Origin of the sequence: Mesorhizobium sp. WSM4989 (genome assembly GCF_029625795.1) — a bacterium.
GTDB lineage: Bacteria > Pseudomonadota > Alphaproteobacteria > Rhizobiales > Rhizobiaceae > Mesorhizobium.
The window spans coordinates 1,932,618-1,958,818 of record NZ_JARTVN010000001.1 but is presented as its reverse complement, the minus strand read 5'-3'; the positions used below and the strand labels follow the sequence as shown (position 1 = coordinate 1,958,818).

Sequence of the window (26,201 nt, the reverse complement as noted above, 5' to 3'; positions counted from 1 at the left end):
ACGACGAGGCGACGGGCATCTCGCCCAATTCTCCCAAGTCGCACGACTCGTACAACAGCATCCGTCCGCGCAAGGTCCCGTTTAGGCGCGCAGATCGGTCAAGCAGCCATCAACTGCTTCACCTTCCTCATATCGGTGAGAAACCGCTCCCTCTCGGCCTCCTTGTCCTCATGCTCGCGGATGCGCAGGATGAAGGAGGGATGGACGGTGACAAAGACCCGCAAGCCGTCCTCGCGCTGGATGACGTCGCCGCGCATCCTGGTGATCGGCACCGCCTTGCCGAGCAGCGACTGCGCCGCTGTCGCGCCGAGCGCCACCGCAAGATTTGGCTTGATGAGGTCGAGTTCCTTGTCGAGCCACCAGCGGCAGGCACGAATTTCGCCGGCATTGGGCTTTGAATGGATCCGCCTCTTGCCGCGCGGCTCGAACTTGAAATGCTTCACCGCATTGGTCACATAGACCTTGCGGCGGTCGATCTCGGCCTGGTCCAAAATGCTGTCGAACACCTTGCCCGCGGGCCCGACGAACGGCTTGCCGGCAAGGTCCTCTTGGTCGCCGGGCTGCTCTCCGACAAACACCACGTCGGCATTCTCCGGTCCCTCGCCGAACACGGTTTGCGTGGCATCGCGCCAGAGCGGGCAACGCCGGCAACCGCTCGCCTCTTCGCGCAATGCCGGAATATCCGTACTTTCGGGCTCCACCACATCCGCCGGCTCCGGCGAAGGCCAGTGTTTTGCCTTCACTTTGGCGTGGCGCGGCGCTGGGGAGGTTGGCATCCGGGCGATCATGGCTGTCGCGGCTCTGTCCGCTCCTGCTATCAGGTCTGGAATGAGCGAGGCCTCGGGAAGGTTCCGCCAATATTTCTTCGGCATCTCCTTCTGCATCGCCTTCACCTTGAGGCGGGCCGGGTTGAAGATATTCTCGAAATAGGTCCGCCACAGCGTCTCGGCGTCGTCTTCCGCCGGCGCGTCGCGCTTGCTGGCGCCTGGGCCGATCGCCAGCCGCTCGCCGTCCCACTCGGCCGAGGCGTGCGGCGTGAGAATCGTCCAGCGCATGCCGGCGAAGCGGCGCACAAAGAAATCGGCATTGCGCTCGACGATGAAATGATCGGGCTCGAACCAGGCGACATAACGTTCCTCCGCGCCGTCGCCGATCTTCCGGAAGCGCACGAAGGCGCACATCTTGTGGATGTCGCGCCGAACCGCCTTTTCCATGGACTCGAGCCTGCGGATATCCGGGTCGGAAGCGATCGACAGCAGCTTCGGGTCGACGCGCAACCGCCAGAGCAACCGATAGAGGAAGTTGAAACGGTCGGGGTCCGAATGGCAGATGACCGTCTCTGCACGTTCGATGAACTCGCGCGGGACGACAAGCCGCGCATCCTGTCGGCAAGCCGGCAAATCGTTGCCGCGATCATCATCGTCGTGGCCAACCTGCCAAGCGACCTCTTCCGGCGGAATATCATTCGTGGCCAGCCGGCGCGCCGCATCGCGCCAACCGGCGAAATCGGTCTCGCTTTCGAGACGGGCGAGATGAGATGCGAGGCTGAGCTGGGTCCGTGCCATGGTCAAAACAGCGAAAGCTGCTCGCAAGATCGGGTGATGATCTGGCGCAAGCCCGACTTGTCGGTGAGCGCGCCTGGTGACCAGCCTTCCGCAGTGATGAAGGGGCGTACCTTGGCGACCGAACGGCAGAGCCGTCCGACATCTTCGAGACGCAGCCGGCGATGGCGGCGCGTCTGCAGAATCCTGTCGACCACCTTGGTGCCCAACCCCGGCACACGCAGCAGCGCCTCCCGATCGGCGCGATTGACGTCGACCGGGAACCGGCCGCGGTTGCGCAGCGCCCAGGCAAGTTTGGGATCGATGGCAAGGTCGAGCATGCCGTCATTGCTGCCGGCCAGGATTTCAGGCTGCGAGAAGCCGTAGAAGCGCATCAGCCAGTCCGCCTGGTAAAGCCGGTGCTCGCGCATCAAGGGCGGCTTCTGCAACGGCAGCGCCGCAGACGAATCCGGGATCGGACTGAAGGCGGAATAATAGACGCGGCGCAGATGATAGCTGCCATAAAGCCGGGCGCTGGCGCGCAGGATGCCGTCGTCGGACGTTTTGTCGGCGCCGACAATCATCTGCGTCGACTGGCCGCCCGGCGCAAAGCGCTCGCGTTTGCGGCTCTGCAACGTTGGTTCGGCCTTCTCTTCGATCTTGCAGCGCAGCTTGGCCATGGAAAGCCGGATCGTTTCCGGCTTCTTTTCCGGGGCCAGCTTCTTCACCCCTTCGTCGGTCGGCAGCTCGACATTGATCGACAGGCGATCGGCATAACGGCCTGCTTTTTCGATCAGTTCGGCTGACGCTTCGGGAATGGTCTTGAGGTGAATATAGCCGCCGAATTTCTCCTCGATCCTGAGCCGTCGCGCCACCTCGACCATCTCGCCCATCGTCTCGTCCGGCGAGCGGATGACGCCGGAGGACAGGAACAGACCCTCGATGTAGTTGCGGCGATAAAAATCCATGGTGAGCCGCACCACCTCGTCGACGCTGAAGCGGGCTCGCCGCACGTTCGAGGAGGACCGGTTGATGCAATAGCTGCAGTCGTAAATGCAGAAATTGGTGAGCAGGATCTTCAGCAGCGAAATGCAGCGCCCGTCCGGCGCATAGGAATGGCAGATGCCCGAGCCCTCGGTCGAACCGATGCCGCCTGTTTTCAGCGAATCGCGTTTCGCCGAACCGGACGATGCGCAGGAGGCGTCGTATTTGGCGGCGTCGGACAGGATCGCCAGTTTCTCGCGGACGGAAATCACAGCCATTCGTTCATGATATGTTCCAGAAAGTCGCCTAGCTATAACTTTTGAGTGTCGCGGCGAAACGTGATCACTCCGTCTGCGAGGCCAAGTCCTCAGACCTCGTGGAGGTAGAGGTGGTAGTCGAGTTCGCTGACGGTGCGTGCGACGCGCAGATATTCCGCCTGCTTGATCGCCACGAAGGTCCGGTGCAGGTCGGGACCGAGCGCCGATTTCAGGAATTCGGAGCCACGTGCCGCCTCGATCGCGGCGCGCCAATCGGTCGGCATGGTGGAGGCTTCCGCTGTCTGCTCGTAACCGTTGCCGGTCGTTTCCGGTCCGGGGTCAAGGGCCTCGTCGAGGCCGTTAACGATGCCCGCCAGCACCGTCGCCGCCACAAGATAAGGGTTGGCGTCGACGCCGGACGGCCGGTGCTCGATACGCCGGTTCATCGCATCGCCCGCCGGCACGCGCAACGCCACGGAGCGGTTGTTGACGCCCCAGGTCGGCGCCACCGGCGCATAGGATTGCGCCACGAAACGCCGCCATGAATTGGCATGCGGCGCAAACACCAGCATCGATTCCGCCATGGTGTGGATCAGGCCGCCAAGCGCGTTGAGCAGGCTTGGCGACCATTTCTCGCCGGCAGCTTCGGTGAAGACGTTGCGGCCGGCATCGTCCTGCAGCGAGACGTGGAAATGCATGCCCGAACCGGCATAGGCCTCGATCGGCTTGGCCATGAAGCAGGCGGTGACGCCGTGCCGGCGCGCCTGCGCCCTCACCAGCCGCTTCAGCATGACCAGGTCGTCGGCCGCCCGCATCACGTCCTTGCGGTAGTTGAGCGTCAGCTCGTACTGTCCGGGCGCATATTCGGAAATCACCGTCTCGGCCGGAATGCCTTGCGCCCTGGCGGCGGCGTAGATGTCGGAAAACAGCGGCTCCATGCCGTGCAGGTGGTCGACTGAATAGACTTCCGTTTTGCCCGAGCGGCGCCCGTCGAGCACCGCGCGCGCCGCCTGCACCTTGCCGTCGGCATCGCGCTCATTGGCAAGCAGAAAAAATTCCAGTTCGAAGGCGCCGGCCGGATGCAGGCCGCGCGCCGCCAGGATCTCGACTTGCCTTGCCAGCACCAGCCGCGGATCGGAGGTCATCGGCTGGCCGTCGAGACGATACATCGCCATCAGCACCTGGCCGCGCGGCGGCTTGGTGCCGTGCAGCGGCACCAGCGTGCCTGGAACCGGCCATGCCCTGAGGTCGCCGTCGCCGGTGTCCCAGATCAGCCCGGTCTCGTGAACATCCTCACCGGTGATGTCGAGGCCGAGGATCGAGATCGGCATATGCCTTCCGCCCTCGAAAATGCTCATCAGCTCGTGCCGGCGCACGATCTTGCCGCGGCCGATGCCGTTGGCGTCGGTGAGCACGATGTCGAAGGCCTCGATGTCGGGATGGGCGGCGAGAAACGCTTTCGCCTCGGCCGGCGTCGAGCCCGAAGGGGAGGTCGCAACTGTGCTCGGATTGTCCATAGCCGCTTGTCTCATGCCGTAAGCCTGGCGGCAACCGCGGCGAAAGCCGCGATCAGGCGGCTTACCTGCGCCGCGGTCGTCGCCGGCGAGATCAGCATCATATTGTGGAACGGCGCGATCAGCACGCCGCGATTGACCAGCGCGACATGGACGGCGGCTTCGAGTTCCGGCGCATGTGCCTTCTCCGCCTCGCCGCCGTTCTTGAGCGGCCCGGGCGCGCAGATGAACTCGACGCGGGCGCCGACGCGCGCGACATGCCAAGGCAGCTTGTTTCGCTCGATGACGGCGGAGAGCCCCGCGTCGAGGCGGCGCGCCAGCCGGTCCATATGCGCATAGGCTTCCTCGGTCATTACCTCTTCGAGCGTCGCCCGCATCGCCGCGAATTGCAGCGGGTTGGCCGACAGCGTGGTGCCCATGCCGGAATAGCCGGGCTCCTTGCTGCGATTGTAAGCGCCGTAGCGCGTCGCGATCTCCTCGCTCATGCCCCAGATGCTGGCCGGCACGCCTCCGGCCACCGGCTTGCCGAGCACAAACAGGTCCGGCTCCAGCCCGTGCCGTCGCGTGTAACCGCCGGGCCCGGTTGAAATGGTGTGCGTCTCGTCGATCAAAAGCAGCGTGCCGGCGGCCCGGGTGAGGCGCCGCAGCGCGTCGTGGAAGTCGGGTTCCGGCAGCACCATGCAGGAATTGGTCAGCACCGGTTCGGTGATCACGCAGGCGATATCGCGGTCGCCAAGTGCCGCTTCCAATGCTGCAATATCGTTGAATTCGATAACCTTGGTTGCCCGTGTGAGATCGCGGAACTCGCCTGCCAGCCCAAGCCGGTTGACCGGCTTGGCGTCGATCAGTCGCACCATCGTCTCGTCGACCGAGCCGTGATAGCAGCCGTTGAAGACCAGGATCTTTTCGCGCCCCGTCACCGCGCGGGCGACCCGCAAGGCGAAGCGGTTGGCATCGGTGGCGGTGGTGGCGATCTGCCAATACGGCAGGCCGAAGCGCTGCTGCAAGAGCGGACCGATCGCCAGCGCATCCTCGCTGGGCAGCATATAGGTCAAGCCGCGTGCTGCTTGCCGGCGGATGGCGCGGGCGACCGCCGGCGGCGAATGGCCGAGCATCGAGCCGGTGTCGCCCAGGCAGAAATCGTCGAGCTTGTTGCCGTCGACATCGGTAATCGTGGCACCGTTGGCGCTGTCGACCAGGATCGGGAAAGGCGTCGGCCAGTCAGTCATCCAATGCATCGGCACGCCGCCGAGGAAGCCGGCCATGCCGTTGCCAACCTTGGCCTCGGACTTCGGCCGCGCCTTGCGGAAGGCGGCCGCCTCGGCCTCGCGCAGCTCGGCTATGCGGGCGGCGGCGATGCCGCCGATGGAAGTCCGGTCGATTGAATGCATGAAGCCCCTCTTTCTCGCGCGGCACTCTGCCAACCGGTCGGCAAAACCGCAATTGGCCGCGCAGGGGGCGGGCGTTGGCTCAGGCAGTAGGGATTAAGGGGAGTAGGGGAGTAGGCAGGGGGAGGAAGTGCAGGAGGTCTCTGTTTTCCCTATTCCCTTGCTGCCCTATTCCCCTAATCCCTTACGCAGTGATGTCGATCACACCGCAATCGCCGGCCGCGCTGCCGAAGACGATGCGGCGCTCTTCCCTGTCCCACATCATCGAGGTGATTGCGCCTTTGCCGGGACGGCGCAGCAGCACTTCCTTGGCGTCGGCGAAGCGGGCCGCGATCACCATGCCGTCCTCATAGCCGATCGCCGTGACCTCCTGGCTGGGATGGCAGGCAACGCAGGTCACCATGGTATTGCCGCGCGTGCCGAGCTCCAGCGGCGCCTTGCCCATCGGCCCGTCCTTGCTGGCGAAAGGCCACACGATCGCCGCCGGCGCGCCGGAGCTCGCCAGCCATTTGCCCTTCACGCTCCAGGACAGGCTTTTGACCTTGCCCGGATAGCCGCTCATGCGCATGTGCTTTCCGTCCGCCAGCTTCCAGCCATGCAGCGCGTTTTCCTGCATGGTGGTGATCAGGAAAGCGCCGTCCGGCGAGAAGGTGATGCCGGTATGGGCGCCGGCCCATTCCAGATCGACCGGCTTGCCCTCCGCCGCCGGGAAATGCAGCGTCGCGCCATTGTAGCGGGCAACGCCGAAGCGCATGCCCTTGGGCGAGAAGGCGAGCCCTTCCACCGAGCGCGGATGCGCGAATTCCTTGATCTTGCCGTCGGCGAAACGGACGAACGCCGTCTTGCCCGAGGCATAGGCGACCGCACCCTGAGGGCCCGCCGCAACGCTGGTGATCCATTTTCTGCCGGCGCTGGCAAGTTCGCTCGCCTCGCCGCCGGCCTTGACCGCAAACACCTTGCCGTCCTCGCCGCCGGTGATCAGGCGGTCGTTCGCCGCATCGTGGAAGGCGGCGAGCAGCCCGTCATTCGCCTGTACGGTCTTGTGCCCATGGTCGAGCCGATGGATCGCGCCGTCGGCCAAAGCGAAATGCGGCACATCGTTGAGGAAGACGGCGGCGACGCAATGGCCTTCGAGATCAAGCGGGGCGACTGTCGGCATGGGGATGATCCATTCGATTTCACCAGCCGGCGCGGCTAGGTGTGACTCCCCCTTCTCCCCTTGTGGGAGAAGGTGGATTGGCGCGTAGCGCCAAGACGGTTGAGGGGTGTTCGACGGAGTGCCGTCATCGCCAAGCTGGAACACCCCTCATCCGACCGAGCTTCGCTCGGCCACCTTCTCCCACAAGGGGAGAAGGAAAGTAGGGGCAGCGCTAACGCCTGAAAGTCCGGAAATCAAGCCGCCTGGCAGGCTTCAAAACTCTTCCTGAGGCGCTCGGCGTCGAGATCGCGGCCGATGAAGACCAGCCGGCTTTCATGCTTCTCGCCGTCCTTCCAGGCGCGCTGGTGGTCGCCTTCGAGGATCATGTGCACGCCTTGCAGCACATAGCGGTCCTCGTCGCCCTTCAGCGCGATGATGCCCTTAAGCCTGAGGATGTTCGGCCCTTCCATCTGGGTCACCTTCTCGATCCATGGGAAGAACTTCTTCGGATCCATCTCGCCGCCGCGCAGCGAGACCGACTTCACCGTGACATCGTGGATGTCGGAAGGATGGTCGTGATGATGGTGATCGTGCCCGTCGTGGTGATGGTGGTGGTTGTGATCGCAATCCGGGCCGCATTCATGGTCGTGATCGTGGTCGTGCGCCTCGAGGAAATGCGGATCGTTCTCCAGCGCGCGTGACAGGTCGAAGGCGCCGCGGTCGAGCACTTCGCCGAGCGCCACACCGGCGCGCTGGGTGCGATGGATCCTGGCCGCCGGGTTGATGGCGCGGATCGTCGCCTCGACCTTTTCGAGCTCTTCGGGAGTGACGAGATCGGTCTTGTTCAGCACCACCACATCGGCGAAGGCGATCTGGTCCTCGGCCTCCTTCGAGTCCTTCAGGCGCAGCGGCAGGTGCTTGGCGTCAACCAGCGCCACCACCGCGTCGAGCTTGGTTTTGGAGCGCACATCGTCGTCCATGAAGAAGGTCTGCGCCACCGGCACCGGGTCGGCCAGGCCAGTGGTCTCGACCACGATGGCATCGAAACGGCCGGGCCGCCGCATCAGGCCCTCGACGACGCGGATCAGGTCGCCGCGCACCGTGCAGCACACGCAGCCATTGTTCATCTCATAGATTTCCTCGTCGGATTCGACTATCAGATCGTTGTCGATGCCGATCTCGCCGAACTCGTTGACGATGACCGCGTAACGCTTGCCGTGGTTCTCCGACAGGATGCGGTTGAGCAGCGTCGTCTTGCCCGCGCCGAGATAGCCGGTGAGAACGGTTACGGGGATCTGCGTCTGTGCATCGCTCATGGCCTGCCTCGAAAAATCTGTGCTCGAAGGATTTGTCGGCCCTCATATAGGATGTGAGCCGCGCTTTTGCACGCGCCAAACCGATGGGCCAGCCGGTCCCGATCGGGGCAGCCGCAGTGGGTTAAAGTAACAGGGCAGCCGCACGGCATCAGAGCCCCTCCGGGATGTTCCGCTGTGAATGCCGGCGGGCCAAAAGTCGTTTGTCATCTAACTGAAATAAACATCTGGCATCACCTGCGCGGGCACCGCAATGCTTGCCGGCAAAGTGTTTGCAGGCCGGACTCGTTAAATCGTCATTTGCCAGCCGCCGGACAGCCTCTATGCTGCCCGCGCCGGTTCGGCCGAAGAGGGAATGACCATGGCCAAGGCGGACAGAACGGCGACTATGAGCCGGCTGCATTCGGCAGCGCGGCTGGCGCGCACGGTGCTTGCTGCGCGGCTTCTGGCACATGGCTTCTACGCCGGCCAGGACCAGATCATGCTGGCGCTCGACCGCGAAGACGGCCAGACACCCGGCAATCTCGCCGACAAGCTCGGCGTACGTCCGCCGACGATCACAAAAACCATCAACAGGCTGCAGGCGCAGGGTTTTCTCGAAAAGCGCGCCTCCAACGCCGATGCCCGCCAGGCCCATATTTTCCTCACCGGCTCCGGCCGCGAAACCATCCGCGCCATCGAGAAATCGGTCAAGAAGACCGAGAAGCAGGCGCTGAGAGGTCTCGACAAGAAAGACCAGAAGGCGCTGTTCAAGCTGCTCGCCCGCATCGAGGCCAACCTGTCGAACGAGGACCTGATCCTCATCGACGACGACGCCGAGCTGGATGATTAACGAGCGACGCGCAGCGTCGTCTCGAGCGACGCGTGAGCGCGATGCGCAGCATCGTCGCTTAGCCGCCGGCGTTGGTGACCCACGAGCGACGCGCAACGTCGTCTCGAGCGACCCAAGCGCGATGCACAGCATCGTCGCTTCAGGCACCACCCAAGCATCGGCAGCTCAGCGGAAAGGGCGACGACGCTACGCGTCGCGCACCAGCGTCGCCCAGCGTCCCGGCGTCAGCCCGAACGCCTTCTTGAAATGCCGGTTGAAATGGCTCTGATCGCTGAAGCCGGCCGCAACAGCGGTTTCGGCAAGCGGCTCTCCCGCTTCGATCATGCGCCGCGCCCGCTGCAGCCGACGCATCAACAGGAAGCGATGCGGGCTTGTCGAATAGGTCGCGCGGAAATGGCGCGACAGCGCGTAGCGGTCGAGGCCGGTAACCGCCTCCAGCTCCTCGGAGCGCACCGGCCGTTCAGCGTTTTCTTCGAGATAGTCGCGGGCCAGCGCGGCAGCCCGCCACGCGATTTTTCCCGCTGATTTTGCCGGCTGTCCGGCATGGCGTTTCAATCGCTGCGCCAGCTGCGCGATGAAATCCGCCACGAACAGGTCGTCGAGTTCCTCGGTGAGCGGTGTTAGCGCCGACAGCAGCGTGCCGCGCAACTGAGGGTCGCTCACCACAGCATCCTTAACGAAAGGGAGCGGCGAACCGTGGAGGCAGTCAAGCAGCAGCGACGGCTCGAGATAGAGAATCCTGTAGCGTAAGCCGTGCTCGGTGCCGGCGCCGCCGTCATGCAGTTCGTCGGGATGCAGCACGATCACCTGGCCGGGCAGGCTGTGCCGAAGCGCGCCGCGATAGTGGAAGCGCTGCACGCCGTCCAGCGTCACGCCGATGGCGTAGGTGTCGTGGCGGTGCAATTCGAAGGCATTGCCGTGGAAACGCGCCTCGATGCGCTCGAGGCCCGTGGCACCGGGCGCCGAAACGATCCGGTCGTCCTCAGCGCACGAACGTTCAAGACCTCCCAGCGCCTCATTGCCTAGATCGTGCGCCATGGTCCCTGATCCACATCTCGGAGAAACATTTTGGTGTTCGACACGAAATTTGCAATCGTGCTCAAGGAAGACCTCGCCGTCTGGCAGAAGCTCAACGTCACCGCTTTCCTGACCAGCGGCATCGTCGCGCAATCTCCTCAAATCATCGGCGAGCCCTATCGCGACCGCGCCGGCAATTTCTTCAATCCGCTCTCGATCCAGCCCGTTATCGTGCTGTCGGCGGACGGGTCGACGCTTGCCGCGATCCACCGCCGGGCCCTGGAGCGCGGCGTGACGACATCGGCCTATGTCGAGGAGATGTTCTGCACCGGCCATGACCTGGCCAACCGCGCCGTCTTCGCCGAATTCGCACCGGACGACGCCAAGATCGTCGGCATCGCGCTGCGCGCCGAAAAGAAGCTGGTCGACAAGATTACCAAGGGCGTCCGCATGCATGCTTGAGTGGCGGGGAGGATGGTCTTGGTGGCTGATTGACCATTCGTCCGGACGACGTCGCGCACGTTCGAGATTGGCCGCGACCTCCTTGTTTCGTCAGCCTGGGCTGCGCGCGTCGCTTCGCTCCTTGCTCCGCTCGGGCGGACGAACAAGGAACGTTCTGGTGACCGCCAAGGCACTGCGCTCTAAGCCTGTCGGCACGTCTTGTTGGCCAGTCGCTTTTGGCTTGCCGGCCGGCGGCGATTGCCGCAAAAGGACGGCGTCTACCTCTCCTCCGGCCCGATTTTGAGCGTTCCCAAAAATTACGACGACAGCGCGACGCCGCCCGCGGCGATGCTGTTGATGCTCTGCGTCTATGTCTGCTTCACCTTTCTCGACACCTCAAGCAAATATCTAGTGCTCGCCGGCGTCTCGGCGCTGATCGTCGCCTGGGCTCGCTTCGTCGTGCATGTCCTGCTTGTCGGCGTTTTCCTGCGCGGCTGGCGCGAGCCGTCGCGCTTCCGCGCCAACAATCTGCCGGCGCACATCCTGCGCGGATGCCTGCTTTTCGGCTCGACCATGTTCAACATCCTGGCGCTCAGGACGCTGCAGCTCGCCGAGACCACCTCGATCTATTTCTTCGGCCCGATGGTGATCACCGCATTGGCCGGCCCGCTGCTCGGCGAGTGGGCGGGCTGGCGGCGCTGGCTGGCGATCCTCACCGGCTTCGTCGGCGTCCTCATCATCACCCGGCCCGGCGTCGGCGTGTTCGGCATGGGCCATCTCTTCGCGCTGGGCTCGATGCTGTCGAACTCTTTTTACGTCATCATGACCCGGCGCATGTCGTCGACGGAGACATCCGAAAGCCTGATCCTGTTCTCGGCGCTGGCGCCGGCGGTGCTGCTCCTGCCCATGCTGCCCTTCTCATTGTCCCTGCCGCAGGACGGCTGGCACTGGGTGATCCTTTTGATGCTCGGCGTCTTCGGCGCCGGCGGCCATTGGCTCCTGGTCCAGGCCTATCGCCTGGCGACGACGACGGCGCTCGCGCCTTACCCTTATTCGCAGATGATTTGGATGATCATCTCCGGCTGGCTGATCTTCCACCAGTTTCCCGACCGCTGGACCCTGCTCGGGGCGGCCATCATCGTCGCCAGCGGCCTCTACATCATCCACCGCGAGCACAGGCTTCGCCTGCGCAATTCCGCTTCCTTGGACACGGAAGCCGAGGGCTTGGCAAAAAAACTTTGATTTGCCCTCAATCGATGGCATAAGCCCATTTAAACAGTTTAAAGGCCTCGGGGACCAAGGCTGGCACAGAAGATCAAGCTTTCGACGATCGCGGATGCGCTTGGCGTATCCACGGCAACGGTGTCGCTGGCGCTGCGCGACAGCCCGCTGGTCGCGGGCTCGACGCGCGAGCGTATCAAGGAGCACGCGCGCGCCATCGGCTATATCTACAACCGACGGGCCGCGTCGCTCCGCACCTCACGCTCCGGCATTGTCGGCGTCGTCGTGCACGACATCATGAACCCGTTCTTCGCCGAGATTCTGCGCTCGATAGAAAGCGAGCTCGACCGCAGCCGCCAGACCTTCATCCTGTCCAACCATTATGACCAGCTGGAAAAGCAGCGCACCTTCATCGACACGCTGCTGCAGCTCGGCGCCGACGGCGTCATCATGTCGCCGGCCATAGGCACGCCGGCCGAGGACATCATCATGGCCGAGGAAAACGGCCTCCCGGCGGTGCTGATCGCGCGCACCGTTACCGGCGCCGACGTGCCGGTCTTCCGCGGCGACGATGCCTATGGCACGGCACTCGCGACCAACCATCTCATCTCGCTCGGCCACAAACGCATCGCCATGATCGGCGGCACGGACCAGACCTCGACCGGCCGCGACCGCTACCAGGGCTACGTCAACGCCATGGAAGCGGCCGGGCTGGAGGTGAAGCCGTCCTGGCGCATTCCTGGACCGCGCACCAAGCAGGCCGGTTTCGAGGCTGCAGGACAGTTCTTGGCGCTGAAGGACAAGCCGACCGCCGCCTGCTGCTGGAATGATCTGGTTGCGATCGGACTGATGAACGGCATCGCGCGCGCCGGTCTGGTGCCGGGCGTCGATATCTCCGTCACTGGTTACGACGACCTGGAGGAGGCTGCGATAGCAACGCCGGCCTTGACCACGGTCTGGAATGGCCAGCGCGAGGTCGGCCGCCGAGCCGCCAGCGCGCTGCTCGACAAGCTGAACGGGCAGGCCGTGCGGCCGTCGCAGGAATTAATCAAGCCGGAGCTGCACGTACGCCAGTCCACCGGCAAGCCGGTGGAGCGTCAATGACACAGACAGAAGCGAAGTCGCCGGTCGCCATCCTGGTGCCGGGCCGTTTCAACGACCATGCCATCGGCCGGATCGACAAGGCGTTCAAGCGCGTGCGGATCGAGCGCGCCGATCCGTCGCTCGTCACCGGCGAGATGCGCGAGAGCGTGCGCGGCATCGCCTCCTTCGGCGGCATCAGCGCGGTCATGATCGACGCGCTGCCGAATCTCGAGATCATCGCCCATTTCGGCGTCGGCTATGACTCCGTCGACGCTCGTCACGCGGCGACCCGCGGTGTCATGGTCACCAACACGCCCGACGTGCTGACCGAGGAGGTCGCCGACACCACCATCGGCCTGTTGATCAACACGGTGCGCGAAATGTACGCCGCCGAGAAATGGCTGCGCGACGGCGACTGGGTGAAGAAGGGCGACTATCGCCTGAGCCGGCTCACCTTGCGCGGCCGCCGCGTCGGCATCTTCGGCATGGGACGCATCGGCCTTGCCGTCGCCCGTCGACTCGAGGCGTTCGGCCTGCCGATCGCCTATCACAACCGCCGCAAGGTCGATGGCCTGTCCTATGAATACCATGCGACGCTGAAGGGCCTGGCCGAAGCGGTCGACACGCTGATTTGTATCGCGCCGGGCGGGGCCGCGACGGAGAAAGCCATCAACGCGGCGGTCCTGGCGGCGCTCGGTCCCGACGGCGTCTTCGTCAATATCGGCCGCGGCAGCACGGTTGATGAGGCGGCTCTGGCTGCAGCACTCTCCAATGGCACCATCGCTGCCGCCGGGCTCGATGTCTTTGCCGACGAACCGAATGTGCCCAAAGCGCTGCTCGATGCGCCCAACACCTCCCTTCTGCCGCATGTCGGATCTGCGTCCGACCACACCCGCCGGGCCATGGCGGATCTGTGCGTCGACAATCTCATCTCCTGGTTCGGCGAGCGCCGGCCGCTGACCCCGGTGCCGGAAACGATCAACGTCAAGCCACGCGCCTGAGCGGAAGGCCGGCCACGTTTATTAACGCCTGCTTAACCATCATTCTGCATACTTCGTTATGCATGTTGTCCAAATCGGCGCGTGGTTTGGAGAACAGCATGGCACGGCAAGCCAGGATGTGGAGAGGCGGAGTGAAGCTGTTAGCCGGGTTGGTTGCGTCAGTCGCCTTATACGGGGGCGTTCAGTCCCTGCACGACGGCAACGGCCAAAGCGCGGTCGAGCAAGCCGGCCTCTCCAACAGCTATCGGCTGACAGCCAATGGCGACGAAGCGGCCTGCGCAATCAAGCGCGGCGCCGAGGTCTCGGACGGCCTGTCGCTGCTGACAATTGCTCCGAACTGCAGCAAGCTGATGCCCGGCATCGAGCGTGTGAAATTCTGGCGCGAGCAGGCCGACGGCTCGGTCGCGTTCAGCGAGAACGGCATCGATCCGATCGTCACCTTCGGTGTTGCTGATGGCGACGGCTACGAATCCTATGCGCCGGCCGCCCCGCTTTTGGCGCTGAACGCGACGACCAGCGACTGAGTTCGGCTATTCCGCCGCCGCGCGTGCACCGGCCTTCGCCGCCGCATGCAGGCGCACGGCATCGCCGAAGGCGCGGAAGATCTTTGCCGAGTTGCTGTCCGACTTCACCCAATATTCGGGGTGCCACTGGACGCCGACGGCGAAGGCGCGAGCCTCCTTGACCGAGACGGCCTCGATCGTGCCGTCGGTCGCCAAAGCCTCGACCTGCAGTTTCGATCCGAGCCGGTCGATCGCTTGGCGATGCAGCGAGTTGACCTTGATGTCGCCGGCGCCGAACACGCCGGCGAGGCAGGTTCCAGGCTTGATCGAAATCGTCTGGTGGATGCCGAAGCGCTCGTCCTGATTGTCGCTCACCGGCGCGCGGTGATCGAGCGAGCCTTCGCGCTCCTGGATCTCGGTGCCGAGCGTCCCGCCCAGCGCCACGTTGAGCTCCTGGATGCCGCGGCAGATGGCGAGCAGCGGCACGCCGCGCTCAATCGCCTTGCGGATCAGCGGCAGCGTGGTGGAGTCGCGTGCCGGGTCGTAGGGGCCGTTGGCCTCGCTGGGATCGCCGCCATAGAGCGAGGGATGCACGTTGGATTTCGAACCCGTCACCATGACGCCGTCGACCGAGGACAGCAGCTCGTCGAAATCGAGCCGGTCGCCGAAGGACGGCACCAGGAGCGGGAACACGCCGGCGCCGGCGATCGCCGCTTCGATATATTGCTGGGGCGCGGCATGCCATGTGTAGTTGTCGAACTGGCGGACATCGGTTGAGACGGCAACGAGCGGCTGCTGCATTTTGGATCCGGGTTCCATCGAGGGCTAACGAATTATTCTGCCTACAAAATAGGCGATCAGTCGGCACTTTGCCATGGCAAGTTTCGGTTCTCCGAATGGGCCAGGACGGTCGGCGTTAGACTATAGTTGCACGTTGCCCGCGGTGCTGGACTCGACATCTTGCCCGTGTATTGTTTCGCGCAGCCGATCAGGGCACCGCGGATGTCCGAATATCGGTCTGTTGGTTCTAAACGGGAGGAAAATGCATGGATCGTCGTTCGTTCATCCGTAAGGCCGGTGCATCCGGTGTTGGTGTCGCGGCAGCGGCCGCCGCGCTTGCCACGCCGGCGATAGCCCAGTCCAATCCGAAAGTGACCTGGCGGCTGGCATCGTCCTTCCCGAAATCGCTCGACACGATCTATGGCGGTGCGGAAGTGTTCTCAAAAATGCTGTCGGAAGCGACCGACGGCAATTTCCAGGTTCAGGTCTTCGCCTCGGGCGAGCTCGTTCCCGGCCTGCAGGCGGCCGACGCCACCGCCGCAGGCACCGTCGAGGCATGCCACACGGTGGCATATTACTATTGGGGCAAGGACCCAACCTGGGCGCTGGGTGCCGCAGTGCCGTTCTCGCTCAACGCGCGCGGCATGAACGCTTGGCACTATCATGGCGGCGGCATTGACCTCTTCAACGAATTCCTTGCAACGCAAGGCCTGTTCGGCCTGCCGGGCGGCAACACCGGCGTGCAGATGGGCGGCTGGTTCCGCAAGCAGATCAACACGGTCGCCGATCTTTCCGGCCTCAAGATGCGCATCGGCGGCTTTGCCGGCAAGGTGGTGCAGAAGCTCGGCGTCGTGCCGCAGCAGATCGCCGGCGGCGACATCTACCCGGCGCTGGAAAAGGGCACGATCGACGCCGCCGAATGGGTCGGCCCTTATGACGACGAGAAGCTCGGCTTCTACAAGGTCGCGCCCTACTACTACTATCCCGGCTGGTGGGAAGGCGGCCCGACCGTGCATCTGATGTTCAACAAGGCCAAATACGAGGAATTGTCGCCCGCCTACAAGTCGCTGGTGCACACGGCCGCGCAAGCCGCCGACGCCAACATGCTGCAGAAATACGACTACCTCAATCCGGCGGCGGTGAAGCGGCTGGTCGCCAGCGGCGCCAAGCTGGCCCCCTTCAGCCAGGAAATCATGGCTGCCTGCTTCGAAAAGGCCAACGAAGTCTATGCCGAAATGGAGGCCAACAACGCGCCGTTCAAGAAGATCTGGGAATCCATCAAAGGCTTCCGCAAGGAGCACTATCTCTGGGCCCAGGTCGCCGAATACAACTACGATACCTTCATGATGGTGCAGCAGCGTAACGGCAAGCTGTAGCCGGGGATTAGCCCTCTCCCCTATGGTGACGGGGAGAGGGCGCTGTCACCGCCGGTTTCGCCAATCGCCAACGTTGCAGGACTTCAGGTCCGGCCCGGCACGACCAGCACCTTGACCTCGCCGGGGGCGGCTGGGTTCGAGATCACCTGCGGCGCCTCTTCGAGTGGCACCTGCCTGGAAATCAGCTTGTCGATCTCGATCGCGCCGGACGCGATGAGGTCCGCGGCGCGTCGATGCGTGAAGGGATTGATGAAGGACCCGAGGACCTTCAACTCCCGGAACAGCACGTCGAAAGGCTCGAAAGCCACCTTCTGCCCCTGCGGCATCACGCCGACGATCACCACCGTGCCTCCGGCCTTGGCAATTCGCATCGACTGCTCGACCGTGTCGCGAACCCCGGCGCATTCCAGCACCACGTCGACGCCGCCCGGCACAAGCCCGGCTTTTCCGGCGATGGCCTCGATGGGATCGACGGCGCTGGGATCGACCGTAGCGGTCGCGCCGAGTTCTTCGGCCAGCGCGCGGCGCGAGGCCTGCCTGGTCGATAGGATGATGGTCGCGGCACCGGCAAGCTTCGCCAATTGGACGGTGAGCAGGCCGATGACGCCGCCGCCGAGCACCACCACCGAGTCGCCGGGCCTGATTCCGGCGAGGTCGATGCCGTGCAGGCAGCAGGCCAGCGGCTCGCAGAAGGCGCCATGCGTCGGCTGGAGGTTGCCGGGCAGGAGGAAGGCCTGGCCTTGCGGCATCACGACATAATCGGCGAAACCGCCGTCCCGGTGGATGCCGATGGCCCTGAGATTGCTGCACAAATTGACGCGGCCGGCCCGGCACTGGCTGCAGCGCCCGCAGGCGATGTTGGGGTCGCCCGTGACCCGATCGCCGACGGCGATGCCGGACACCGCGTCGCCGACCGCCTCGACGATGCCGCAGAATTCGTGGCCAAGCGTGACCGGCGGCGTGCACGGGAATTCGCCATGGAACAGGTGGCGGTCCGTGCCGCAGACGCCGCAGGCTTCGATCCGCACCAGAACATCCTCCGGCCCCGGCGCAGGTTTGTCGACCGCACGAAGGGCGATGCCGCCGATTGCTTCCAGCCGTACGGCTCTCATGACTTGGTCACCTCAGTTGAAACTCGGCGGCTTGGAAAGATCGGGTGCCGGCGTCGCCGGGTTGGCGGGGGCCGTATCGCCGAAATTCGGCGGCTGTGACAAGTCCGGGGTGCCAGGCGCGGCGGGCGCCGAGCCGCCACTGGCGGGCGCCGCGCCATTGTCGCCCGGCGGCGTGCCGAGCGGCGCAAGTCCCGGCATGTCCGGCAGCTTGAGGTCGATCGTGCTCGGCTCGACCGCGGTGCCCTTGTAGCGCATTACCATTTGCGGGAAGGCGATGGTAAGCCCGATCATGATCACCTGGATACAGACGAACGGCACCGCGCCCCAGTAGATCTGGCCGGTGGTGACCGGCGCGATCTGCTTGCCGGTGATGCGGTCGAGATAGGGCACGCGCGCCGCGACCGAACGCAGGTAGAACAGCGCGAAGCCGAACGGCGGATGCATGAAGCTGGTCTGCATGTTCACGCCAAGCAGCACGCCGAACCAGATCAGGTCGATGCCGAGCTTGTCGGCGGCGGGCGCCAGCAACGGCACGATGATGAAGGCGAGCTCGAAGAAGTCGAGGAAGAAGGCGAGCACGAAAACCAGCACGTTGACGCCGATCAGGAAGCCGGTCTCGCCGCCCGGCAGCGAGGTCAAGAGATGCTCGACCCAGATATGGCCGTTGACGCCGTAGAAGGTGAGCGAGAAGACGCGCGCGCCGATCAGGATGAACAGCACGAAGGCGGAGAGCCGCGTCGTCGAGGCCAGCGCCTGCTTGATGACATCCATCGTCAGTCGCCCCTTGAAGCCCGCCATGATCAGCGCGCCGACGGCGCCCATGGCGCCGCCCTCGGTTGGGGTGGCGATGCCGAGGAAGATGGTGCCCAGCACCAGGAAGATCAGCGCCAGCGGCGGGATCAGCACGATCACCACCTGCTGTGCCAGCTTGGACATCATGTTGATGTGGAGGCGCTGGTCGGCGATCGCCACGATGTAGATGACGATCACGCCGACGGTGGCGCCAAGGATGTCCGCATTGTCGCCATGAGTCGGCGCGAGGTAACGATAGGCCGCATAGGAAATCGCGCCGGTCACCAGCAGCGCCACGATCAGCGAAATCACGCCGTGGCCGAGCGTGCGGGCCTCGAGCGGCAATGCCGGCATCGAGTTCGGCCGGACGATCGACATGATCAGGATGTAGAGCATGTAGATGCCGGTCAAAACGAGGCCGGGGATCAGCGCGCCCGCATACATGTCGCCCACCGAGCGTCCAAGCTGGTCGGCCAGCACAATCAGCACCAGCGAGGGGGGGATGATCTGGGCCAGTGTGCCGGAAGCCGCGATAACGCCCGAGGCGAGGCGCCGGTCGTAGCCGTAGCGCAGCATGATCGGCAGCGAGATCAGCCCCATGGCGATGACGGAGGCCGCCACCACGCCGGTCGTTGCGGCAAGCAGTGCGCCGACGAAGATCACCGCATAGGCAAGCCCGCCGCGGATCGGGCCGAACAGCTGCCCGACCGTGTCGAGCAGGTCCTCGGCCATGCCGGATCGCTCCAGCACGATTCCCATGAAAGTGAAGAATGGAATGGCCAGCAGCGTGTCGTTCGACATCACCCTTGTGCCGTAGAAATTATCCGGCAGCGCATGCAGCAGCGGCCAGGCGAGGTTGATCGAGCCGCCGGAATAGGGCGACAAGAGCACGCCGATGAAGAAGAACAACAGGCCGTTCGCAGCGAGCGAGAAGGCGACGGGGTAGCCGATCAAAAGGAAGATGATCAGCGAGGCGAACATGATCGGCGCCATGTTCTGCGCGATGAACTCGATCATGAGCGCACCTCGCCGGACAGCGCCTTGGCTTCTTCGGCAAGCGCTTCGGCCTCGAGCTTGGCCTGGTCGTGGGCCGAGACATAGGGAGTGGGATCCTCCATGTCGCCGCGCATGATGGCGATCTTCTTGATGATCTCCGAGACACCCTGGATGGCCAGCAGGAAGAAGCCGACGAGCAGGATGGCCTTGGCCGGCCAGACGATCAGCCCGCCGGCATTGGTCGACATCTCGCCGCTGCGGAAGGACAGCGACACGTAAGGCACGAAGTAGAAAACCATCAGCACCACGAACGGCATCAGGAAGAGGAGATGGCCGAGGAGGTCGATCCAGTGCTGCACGCGGCGGGGGAACATGCCGTAGACGATGTCGATGCGGATATGGTCGTTCTGTTTCAGCGTATACGCGGCGGCCAGCATGAAGGCGGCGCCGAACAGATACCACTGCAGTTCGAGCCAGGCGTTGGAGGAGATGTCGAACATCTTGCGGATGACGGCGTTGCCGGCGCTCACCAGGATCGCAAGCAGGATCAGCCACGAGACCCAGCGGCCGATGAACTCGTTGATGCGGTCGATCGTCGTGGATAGAGCGAGCAGCCCTGCCATGCATTTCCTCCCTCGCGCACCGGCCCCGAGAATCGCGTTCGATTTTCGAGAAGCACGATGCCTAACTCAAAGTGCTGGCGCCGCGCCCGAGTCCCCCTCCGGTGTCGCGCCGCTTGGCCCAACGGTATGCAGTGCGTGGTCCGGTTGGTCAACATGGCAAAGCACGTGCCGGCGATCCACGCGGCGAGCAACGGTAAAAACCGGTCACCTCACGGCGCGTCATGCAACCAAAGTCTGATGGGTTTCAGGCGACCTTGGCCTGGTCGCGGCCGGCGCCGATCAGCACCAGCATGGCGACGAGGAAGAGGTATATCCAGCCGTCGCGCCATTCGAGCGGGAAATAACCGGCCCACAGCGATTCGGCCATGCCGAAGGCCGCGGCACCGAGAGCAGCCTTGAGCGGCGACATGTAGCCGCCGACCGCCGTCACGAACAGGATCTTGAGGCCGTAGACAAGGCCCGTGCCGAAGCTGATGTTGCCGTAATAGATGCCGGCGAGCATGCCGGCAAAAGCCGCGCAGAAGCCGCCATAGAGCACCGCGCGGCGGAACACCGCGGTCACATCGATGCCACACATCGCGGCCGCCTTCGGGTCGTCGGACACGGCCCGCCAGGCCCGTCCGAAGCGCGAATGCGAAAACAGCCACGCGGCCACCGCCACCATCGCCATCACCGCCGCGCAATCCAAGAGCTGGATAACGGTCAGCGTCACCTTGAAGCCGGCACCCTGCGCGAAGACGACGGGCTGGGCGAGCATCGGCGGCAGCCAGAGATCATGGGTGTCGGCGGCGATGCGGCTTGCTTCCGACAGGAACAGCAAGATGCCGAGCGTCGTCACCACGATGGCGTTGGGCGACCGGTCCGCCAGCCTCTCGAACACGCTGCGCGACAGCACCTGGCTGATCAGCGCCGCATAGAGCAGGGCGGCAACGATGCCGAGCGCGACCGAGGCGAACAGGGTCAGCCACAGCGCCTGATAGCCGAAGGCGGCGGTCAGGATCATGGTGTGGCCGCAAAAGGCAAACAGCGCGCCATAGGCAAGGTTGGTGCGGTGCAGGATTCCGTTGGTCAGCACGTAGCCGAAGGCGAGCAGCGCATAGAGCGCGCCCGAATGCAGGCCGTTCAGCACCTGCTGATAGAAATAGAGCATGGAGCATCCCTAGGGCCGTGCGAGCTGGCCCCCGTTTCGAGCGTTGCACCCGGAATCTAACTTGTCAAATACGTTTTATCGGTTAGATTTCCGGCATGACGGTTTCCTGGACCCCGCACCGCTTCACCGGCGGCATCCTCGCGCTCGACACGGCGAACACGGTCGTCCTGCGCAACGATCCCGGAAGGACCTTCGACCGTTTCGCTGATCCGGCCGAGATCGCCCGCTTCGCCGAGGCGGCGAGCGGCTTTCGCGCCGCCGAGCTTGGCGGCCGGCGGCTGGAGGCCCCTCAGCCGGGCGACATCGCCGCGGTCGTGCTGTCGATCCGCGAAGCGACGGACCGCCTGTTCCGCGATGCCATAGCGAAACGCGCGATCGCCGCCGGCCATCTGCCCGATTTCCTGACCGCCTGCGCCAAAGGCCTCTCCGGCAGCAGCATCGAGATCGGCGCGACGGGCCGGCCCTTTGGCGATCCGGCGACGCCGATCGCTTTCGAGGCGGCTTTGGCCGTCTCGGCGCTTTCGCTGCTGCGCGACGACACCGTTGCGAGGCTCAGGATCTGTCCGAACTGCAGCTGGCTCTTCGTCGACCGCAGCCGCAACTCAAGCCGCCTCTGGTGCGACATGGCCGTCTGCGGCAACCGCCAGAAAGCGAACCGCTACTATCGCCGCCGCACGGCGGCCAGGGAGGCCACCAATGCCTAGAAAATTCCGTTCGATCGCCCTCGGCGCGGCCCTGATCGCCGCGACGGCGCTCGGCGCCTGCCGCGACACCGGCAAGGAGCAGCTCTTCGCCATTTCCGGCAAGCTGTTCGAGTTCAACTACCGGCTTGGCATCGCCACCTATGTCATCACGCTGAGACCGCTGCGGCCGATGGGCGAGGGACAGATTGCGGTGGTGAATTTCCAGAATCCGGCCGGCGGCGACCCGCTCATCGTCAACCAGAAGATCTGGCCGAAGCTCCCGCATATCACCTTGACCAGCCCGCCGCTCACCTGCGTGGTCAAGGACAAGCCCTATTCCGTCACGATCCGCATCGAGGATTCGAGCGGCACGTTGCTTCAAAGCCTCGAGACGACGATGACCTCCTCGGCGGACCAGACCATGCTGCCGGACCGGCCGCTGGTGATCGGGCCGAAATACGAGCTCAACCCGGACCTTGCCGGGCATCCCGACGGCAAGCTGCCGGATGCGCCAAAGCCGGATTGCTCGAAGGCGGCGTGAGGCCCGTTGACCGGTCGAAATTTTCGTGCGCTGCAAAGCGTTTAGCGTGCGATTGAATGCGGCGACCGCTTCCAGCGGGACCGTTTGTTGCGTGCGCTCTGGCCGCTGCGATTTCGTTTGACCTGTCCCGCAAGGGAAGAAAGACTGCGGCCTCTCACTCCGACGTTGGCCGCCGATCCGCGGCGCGCCTCCGCAGAGGACATGCCTGATGACGCTGCATGACGTCGCGCTCGACGACAAGTTCGACCTTGGCAAGGAGCGCGTTTTCCTGTCCGGGGCGCAAGCCGTCGTGCGCATGCTTTTGATGCAGCGTGAGCGCGACCGCCGCGCCGGCCTCAACACCGCAGGCTTCGTCTCCGGCTATCGCGGCTCACCGCTGGGCGGCCTCGACATGCAGCTGTGGAAGGCGAAGCGGCAGCTTGCGCAGGCCGACATCGTCTTTCAGCCGGGCCTCAACGAAGAGCTCGCCGCCACCGCCTGCTGGGGCTCGCAGCAGACCGAGCTGCTCGGCGAAGGCACCCATGACGGCGTCTTTGCCGTCTGGTACGGCAAGGGGCCGGGCGTCGACCGCTCCGGCGACGTTTTCCGCCACGCCAATCTCGCCGGCTCGTCGAAAAATGGCGGCGTTCTCGCCCTGATGGGCGACGACCACATGGCCGAATCCTCAACGAACGCACATGCCACCGAATTCCTGTTCGTCGACACCATGGTGCCGATCCTCAACCCCGCCGGCGTCCAGGAGATCATAGACTACGGTCTCTTTGGCTTCGCCATGTCGCGTTTCGCCGGCACCTGGGCGGCGATCAAATGCGTCAAGGACAACATCGAATCGACCGCTTCGGTCGACGCCTCGATCGCGCGGCTGGACATCGTCATTCCCGACTTCGACATGCCGCCGGGCGGCCTGAATATCCGCCACGAGATCGACATGCTCGGCCAGGAGGAGCGCCTGCATGAGCACAAGCGCGCCGCCGCCTCCGCCTTCATCCACGCCAACGGGCTCAATCGGACCGTCTATTCGGGCGGCCGCAAGCCGAAGCTCGGCATCATCACCATAGGCAAGAGCTATCTCGACGTCCGCCAGGCGCTGGAGGATATCGGCATCGACGAAAAGGCCGCCAATCGCTTCGGCATCCGCCTGTTCAAGGTCGGCTGCCCCTGGCCGCTCGACTATCAGCATATCGCCGACTTCGCCCGCGGCCTCGAGACCATCGTCGTCGTCGAGGAGAAGCGCTCGTTGATCGAGGTGCAGTTGCGCGAGAACCTCTACGGCTCCGCTATTCAGCCTGCCATCGTCGGCAAGAAGGACGAGCGCGGGGACTGGCTGTTTCCGGCCAAGGGCGCGCTCGACCCGAACGAGATCGCGATCGCGCTCGGCGAGCGTATCCTGCGCACCATCGGCCCCTCGGAGGAGATCGCGGCGCGGGTGGCGAAGCTGCGCCAGTTCCAGGCGATGCTCGCCGATACCGCGGACATCGGTTCGCGCACGCCGTTCTTCTGCTCGGGCTGCCCGCACAATTCCTCGACCAAGGTGCCGGAGGGCTCGCTTGCCGCCGCCGGCATCGGCTGCCACTTCATGGCGCTGTGGATGGACCGGAACACGGTCGGCTTCACCGCCATGGGCGGCGAGGGCGCGCAATGGGTCGGCCAGGCGCCGTTCTCCAAGCGCGGCCATATCTTCCAGAATCTCGGCGACGGCACCTACAACCACTCCGGCGCGCTGGCGATCCGCTTTGCGCTCTCCTCAGGCGCCAACATCACCTACAAGATCCTCTACAACGATGCAGTCGCCATGACCGGCGGCCAGCCGCACGAAGGTGGCCTCACCGTCGATATGATCGCCAGACAGGTGCGCGCCGAGGGGGTCGAGCGCATCGCCGTCGTCACCGACGAGCCGGCCAAATATGCCGGCAAGGCCGATTTCCCGCCCGGCGCCACGATCCATCACCGCGACGACCTCGACCTCGTGCAGCGCGAGCTGCGCGAGGTCAAGGGGGTGTCGGTGCTTCTCTATGACCAGACCTGCGCCGCGGAAAAACGCCGGCGCCGCAAGCGCGGCACCTTCCCCGATCCCGACAAGCGCGTCTTCATCAACGAGCTGGTCTGCGAAGGCTGCGGCGATTGCGGCGTGCAGTCGAACTGCGTCTCGATCCAGCCGGTCGAGACCGAATTCGGCCGCAAGCGCCGGATCGACCAGTCGAGCTGCAACAAGGATTTTTCCTGCCTCAACGGCTTCTGCCCCTCTTTCGTGACGGTGCATGGCGGCAAGATCAGGAAGGCCGAGGGGATTGCCGGCAAGAGCGATCCGCTCGAAGGCGTGCCGTCACCCGGCGAATTTCCACTCGGATCTCAGGGCTGGGCGGCGATCATCGACGGTGTCGGCGGCACCGGCGTCGTCACCATCGGCGCGGTGCTGGGCATGGCTGCCCATATCGAGGGGAAGGGCTGCGGCATGATCGACATGGCGGGCCTTGCCCAGAAGGGCGGCTCGGTCTTCACCCATGTCCGCATCGCCCCGACGCCCGAGGACATCCACGCCATCCGCGTTTCCGCCGGCAAGGCCGATCTTGTGCTTGGCTGCGACCTCGTCGTCTCCGGCGCCAAAAAGGTGCTCGCCGCGGTGCGCGAGGGCCATACCATGTTCCTCGCCAACACCGCCGAGATCATGCCCGGCGAATTCACCCGTTCCGCCGATTTTTCGCTGCCGGTCGAGCGGCTGAAGAAGGCGATCCGTGCCGCCGCCGGCGACGACAAGGCCCACTTCTTCGATGCCACCCGCACGGCGACCGCGCTGTTCGGCAATTCGCTCGGCGCCAACATGTTCATGCTCGGCTTCGCCTTCCAGCATGGCGGGCTACCGCTCTCGGCCGAAGTCGTTGAAAAAGCGATAGAATTGAACGGCGAAGCGGTGGTGATGAACATCGCCGCCTTCCGCTGGGGCCGTCGCGCCGCGCACCAGCCGGATTTCGTGCGCGGCTTGGTCGGTCGTACCGGCAAGCCGGCGTCGGCACCGGAAACGCTCGACGACATTGTCGCCCGGCGGGTGGCTTTCCTCACCGCCTACCAGAACGCCGCCTATGGCAAGCGCTATGCCAACAGGATCGCGGCGCTGCGCGCAGCCGAGGCGACAGCGGTTCCCGGCTCAACGGCCGTCACCGAGGCGGCCGCGAAAAACCTCTTCAAGCTGATGGCGATCAAGGACGAGTATGAGGTGGCCCGGCTTTACACCGACGGCAGCTTCGCCGCCGATCTCGCAAGGCAGTTCCAAAGCTACGAAAAGCTGGAATTTCACCTCGCGCCGCCGATCCTCGGGCGGCGCGGCAATGACGGCAAGCCGAGGAAGTCGAGTTTCGGCCCGTGGATGATGAAGGCATTTCGCCTGCTTGCTGTCATGAGAGGCCTGCGCGGCACCGCGTTCGACCTGTTCGGCCATACCGCCGAACGGCGCGCCGAGCGGCAACTGCTTGCGCAATACGAGGCCGATCTCGATCTGATCGCCGCAGCACTTGCGCCGGGCAAGGTCGAGGCCGCCGCCGCTCTGGCCTCCGTTCCGGCGCTCATCCGCGGCTATGGCCATGTCCAGCAGGCCAGCGCCGCCAAGGCGTCCGAAGAGCGCTCCAGGCTGCTGCAGCGGCTGACCGAGGCCGCTCCGGTGCCCGTTCTCAGCGCTGCCGAGTGATTGCGCCAGACCAATCCCGAAGTTTTCGTCGGTCCGCCTAAAGTGCCTCGCGTCGAAATGGATCCAGGCGAGGCGCTTTAGGCCTTTGTTCGATGCAGGTCGTTCTCCCAAAACCGCTGCGCACTTGTGGGTGACATGCGTTAGGTCCTTTGCGGCCCTTGGCCGGCAGACCGAAGCCGCTGCTCAAGGCGGTTCTGTTCTAAGCCTTTCTTAAGGCGGTTGTGTCATGACAAGGC

The 26,201-nt window shown here is 64.6% G+C and carries 22 protein-coding genes; 10 read left to right on the top strand and 12 right to left on the bottom strand.

Going from position 1 to position 26,201, the window contains the following annotated elements; translation table 11 throughout:
- Positions 1-98 precede the first annotated feature (98 nt).
- The 6 genes from P9217_RS09420 to P9217_RS09395 all read right to left on the bottom strand — a co-directional run bounded on the left by P9217_RS09420 (position 99) and on the right by P9217_RS09395 (position 8,138).
- Positions 99-1,565, bottom strand: a complete 1,467-nt coding sequence (locus tag P9217_RS09420; RefSeq protein WP_278086145.1) for a UdgX family uracil-DNA binding protein — start codon at positions 1,563-1,565, stop codon at positions 99-101.
- Between the two features lie 2 nt (positions 1,566-1,567).
- A complete protein-coding gene (locus tag P9217_RS09415) occupies positions 1,568-2,803 on the bottom strand; it encodes a putative DNA modification/repair radical SAM protein (RefSeq protein ID WP_278086146.1) in 1,236 nt (411 codons plus the stop codon).
- Positions 2,804-2,892: 89 nt separating this feature from the next.
- Positions 2,893-4,299: a glutamine synthetase family protein gene (locus tag P9217_RS09410; RefSeq protein WP_127216802.1), complete on the bottom strand. Its 1,407-nt coding sequence runs from the start codon at positions 4,297-4,299 to the stop codon at positions 2,893-2,895.
- An 11-nt stretch (positions 4,300-4,310) separates the two neighbouring features.
- A complete protein-coding gene (locus P9217_RS09405) occupies positions 4,311-5,687 on the bottom strand; it encodes an aspartate aminotransferase family protein (RefSeq protein ID WP_278086147.1) in 1,377 nt (458 codons plus the stop codon).
- 181 nt (positions 5,688-5,868) lie between these two features.
- Positions 5,869-6,843 (bottom strand): WD40 repeat domain-containing protein, encoded by a 975-nt coding sequence (locus tag P9217_RS09400; RefSeq protein WP_278086148.1) that lies wholly within the window; start codon positions 6,841-6,843, stop codon positions 5,869-5,871.
- 233 nt (positions 6,844-7,076) lie between these two features.
- Complete coding sequence (locus P9217_RS09395; protein ID WP_278086149.1) at positions 7,077-8,138, bottom strand: GTP-binding protein; 1,062 nt, start codon at positions 8,136-8,138, stop codon at positions 7,077-7,079.
- A gap of 358 nt (positions 8,139-8,496) precedes the next feature.
- On the opposite strand from P9217_RS09395, the gene P9217_RS09390 reads away from it, so the two are divergent.
- Positions 8,497-8,967, top strand: coding sequence for a MarR family transcriptional regulator (locus P9217_RS09390; RefSeq protein ID WP_278086150.1), 471 nt, complete (start codon positions 8,497-8,499; stop codon positions 8,965-8,967).
- Between the two features lie 186 nt (positions 8,968-9,153).
- On the opposite strand, the gene P9217_RS09385 is transcribed toward P9217_RS09390, so the two are convergent.
- Positions 9,154-10,005 (bottom strand): AraC family transcriptional regulator, encoded by an 852-nt coding sequence (locus tag P9217_RS09385; RefSeq protein ID WP_278086151.1) that lies wholly within the window; start codon positions 10,003-10,005, stop codon positions 9,154-9,156.
- 33 nt (positions 10,006-10,038) lie between these two features.
- Here P9217_RS09385 and P9217_RS09380 point away from each other — a divergent pair, with 33 nt between their 5' ends.
- The 5 genes from P9217_RS09380 to P9217_RS09360 all read left to right on the top strand — a co-directional run bounded on the left by P9217_RS09380 (position 10,039) and on the right by P9217_RS09360 (position 14,254).
- Positions 10,039-10,446, top strand: coding sequence for a DUF2000 family protein (locus P9217_RS09380; protein WP_278086152.1), 408 nt, complete (start codon positions 10,039-10,041; stop codon positions 10,444-10,446).
- A 336-nt stretch (positions 10,447-10,782) separates the two neighbouring features.
- Complete coding sequence (locus P9217_RS09375) at positions 10,783-11,667, top strand: DMT family transporter (RefSeq protein ID WP_189413708.1); 885 nt, start codon at positions 10,783-10,785, stop codon at positions 11,665-11,667.
- Positions 11,668-11,727: 60 nt separating this feature from the next.
- A complete protein-coding gene (locus tag P9217_RS09370) occupies positions 11,728-12,750 on the top strand; it encodes a LacI family DNA-binding transcriptional regulator (RefSeq protein WP_067324144.1) in 1,023 nt (340 codons plus the stop codon).
- Positions 12,747-13,730 (top strand): 2-hydroxyacid dehydrogenase, encoded by a 984-nt coding sequence (locus P9217_RS09365; protein ID WP_127323644.1) that lies wholly within the window; start codon positions 12,747-12,749, stop codon positions 13,728-13,730. Before P9217_RS09370 ends, P9217_RS09365 begins: the two co-directional genes overlap by 4 nt.
- 131 nt (positions 13,731-13,861) lie before the next feature.
- On the top strand, positions 13,862-14,254 hold the full coding sequence (locus P9217_RS09360) for a hypothetical protein (protein WP_164747262.1): 393 nt from the start codon (positions 13,862-13,864) through the stop codon (positions 14,252-14,254).
- A gap of 6 nt (positions 14,255-14,260) precedes the next feature.
- Here P9217_RS09360 and P9217_RS09355 read toward each other — a convergent pair whose 3' ends face one another.
- Entirely contained in the window at positions 14,261-15,034 is a 774-nt protein-coding gene (locus tag P9217_RS09355) for a gamma-glutamyl-gamma-aminobutyrate hydrolase family protein (protein ID WP_067324150.1), read from the bottom strand.
- A gap of 245 nt (positions 15,035-15,279) precedes the next feature.
- On the opposite strand from P9217_RS09355, the gene P9217_RS09350 reads away from it, so the two are divergent.
- Positions 15,280-16,389, top strand: a complete 1,110-nt coding sequence (locus tag P9217_RS09350; RefSeq protein ID WP_067003340.1) for a TRAP transporter substrate-binding protein — start codon at positions 15,280-15,282, stop codon at positions 16,387-16,389.
- Positions 16,390-16,472: 83 nt separating this feature from the next.
- On the opposite strand, the gene P9217_RS09345 is transcribed toward P9217_RS09350, so the two are convergent.
- From P9217_RS09345 to P9217_RS09330, 4 genes are all read right to left on the bottom strand, one after another.
- Positions 16,473-17,501, bottom strand: a complete 1,029-nt coding sequence (locus tag P9217_RS09345) for a zinc-dependent alcohol dehydrogenase family protein (protein WP_067324152.1) — start codon at positions 17,499-17,501, stop codon at positions 16,473-16,475.
- Positions 17,502-17,513: 12 nt separating this feature from the next.
- Entirely contained in the window at positions 17,514-19,310 is a 1,797-nt protein-coding gene (locus P9217_RS09340) for a TRAP transporter large permease subunit (protein ID WP_164747261.1), read from the bottom strand.
- Positions 19,307-19,912: a TRAP transporter small permease subunit gene (locus P9217_RS09335; RefSeq protein WP_095824355.1), complete on the bottom strand. Its 606-nt coding sequence runs from the start codon at positions 19,910-19,912 to the stop codon at positions 19,307-19,309. The genes P9217_RS09340 and P9217_RS09335 overlap by 4 nt, the downstream gene beginning before the upstream one ends.
- A 244-nt stretch (positions 19,913-20,156) precedes the next feature.
- Positions 20,157-21,062 (bottom strand): branched-chain amino acid ABC transporter permease, encoded by a 906-nt coding sequence (locus P9217_RS09330; RefSeq protein ID WP_127323643.1) that lies wholly within the window; start codon positions 21,060-21,062, stop codon positions 20,157-20,159.
- A 95-nt stretch (positions 21,063-21,157) separates the two neighbouring features.
- Here P9217_RS09330 and P9217_RS09325 point away from each other — a divergent pair, with 95 nt between their 5' ends.
- From P9217_RS09325 to P9217_RS09315, 3 genes are all read left to right on the top strand, one after another.
- Positions 21,158-21,766, top strand: a complete 609-nt coding sequence (locus P9217_RS09325) for a CGNR zinc finger domain-containing protein (RefSeq protein ID WP_127323642.1) — start codon at positions 21,158-21,160, stop codon at positions 21,764-21,766.
- Positions 21,759-22,286, top strand: a complete 528-nt coding sequence (locus tag P9217_RS09320; protein ID WP_127323641.1) for a hypothetical protein — start codon at positions 21,759-21,761, stop codon at positions 22,284-22,286. The genes P9217_RS09325 and P9217_RS09320 overlap by 8 nt, the downstream gene beginning before the upstream one ends.
- Before the next feature lie 175 nt (positions 22,287-22,461).
- Complete coding sequence (locus P9217_RS09315; RefSeq protein WP_278086929.1) at positions 22,462-25,965, top strand: indolepyruvate ferredoxin oxidoreductase family protein; 3,504 nt, start codon at positions 22,462-22,464, stop codon at positions 25,963-25,965.
- Positions 25,966-26,201 lie beyond the last annotated feature (236 nt).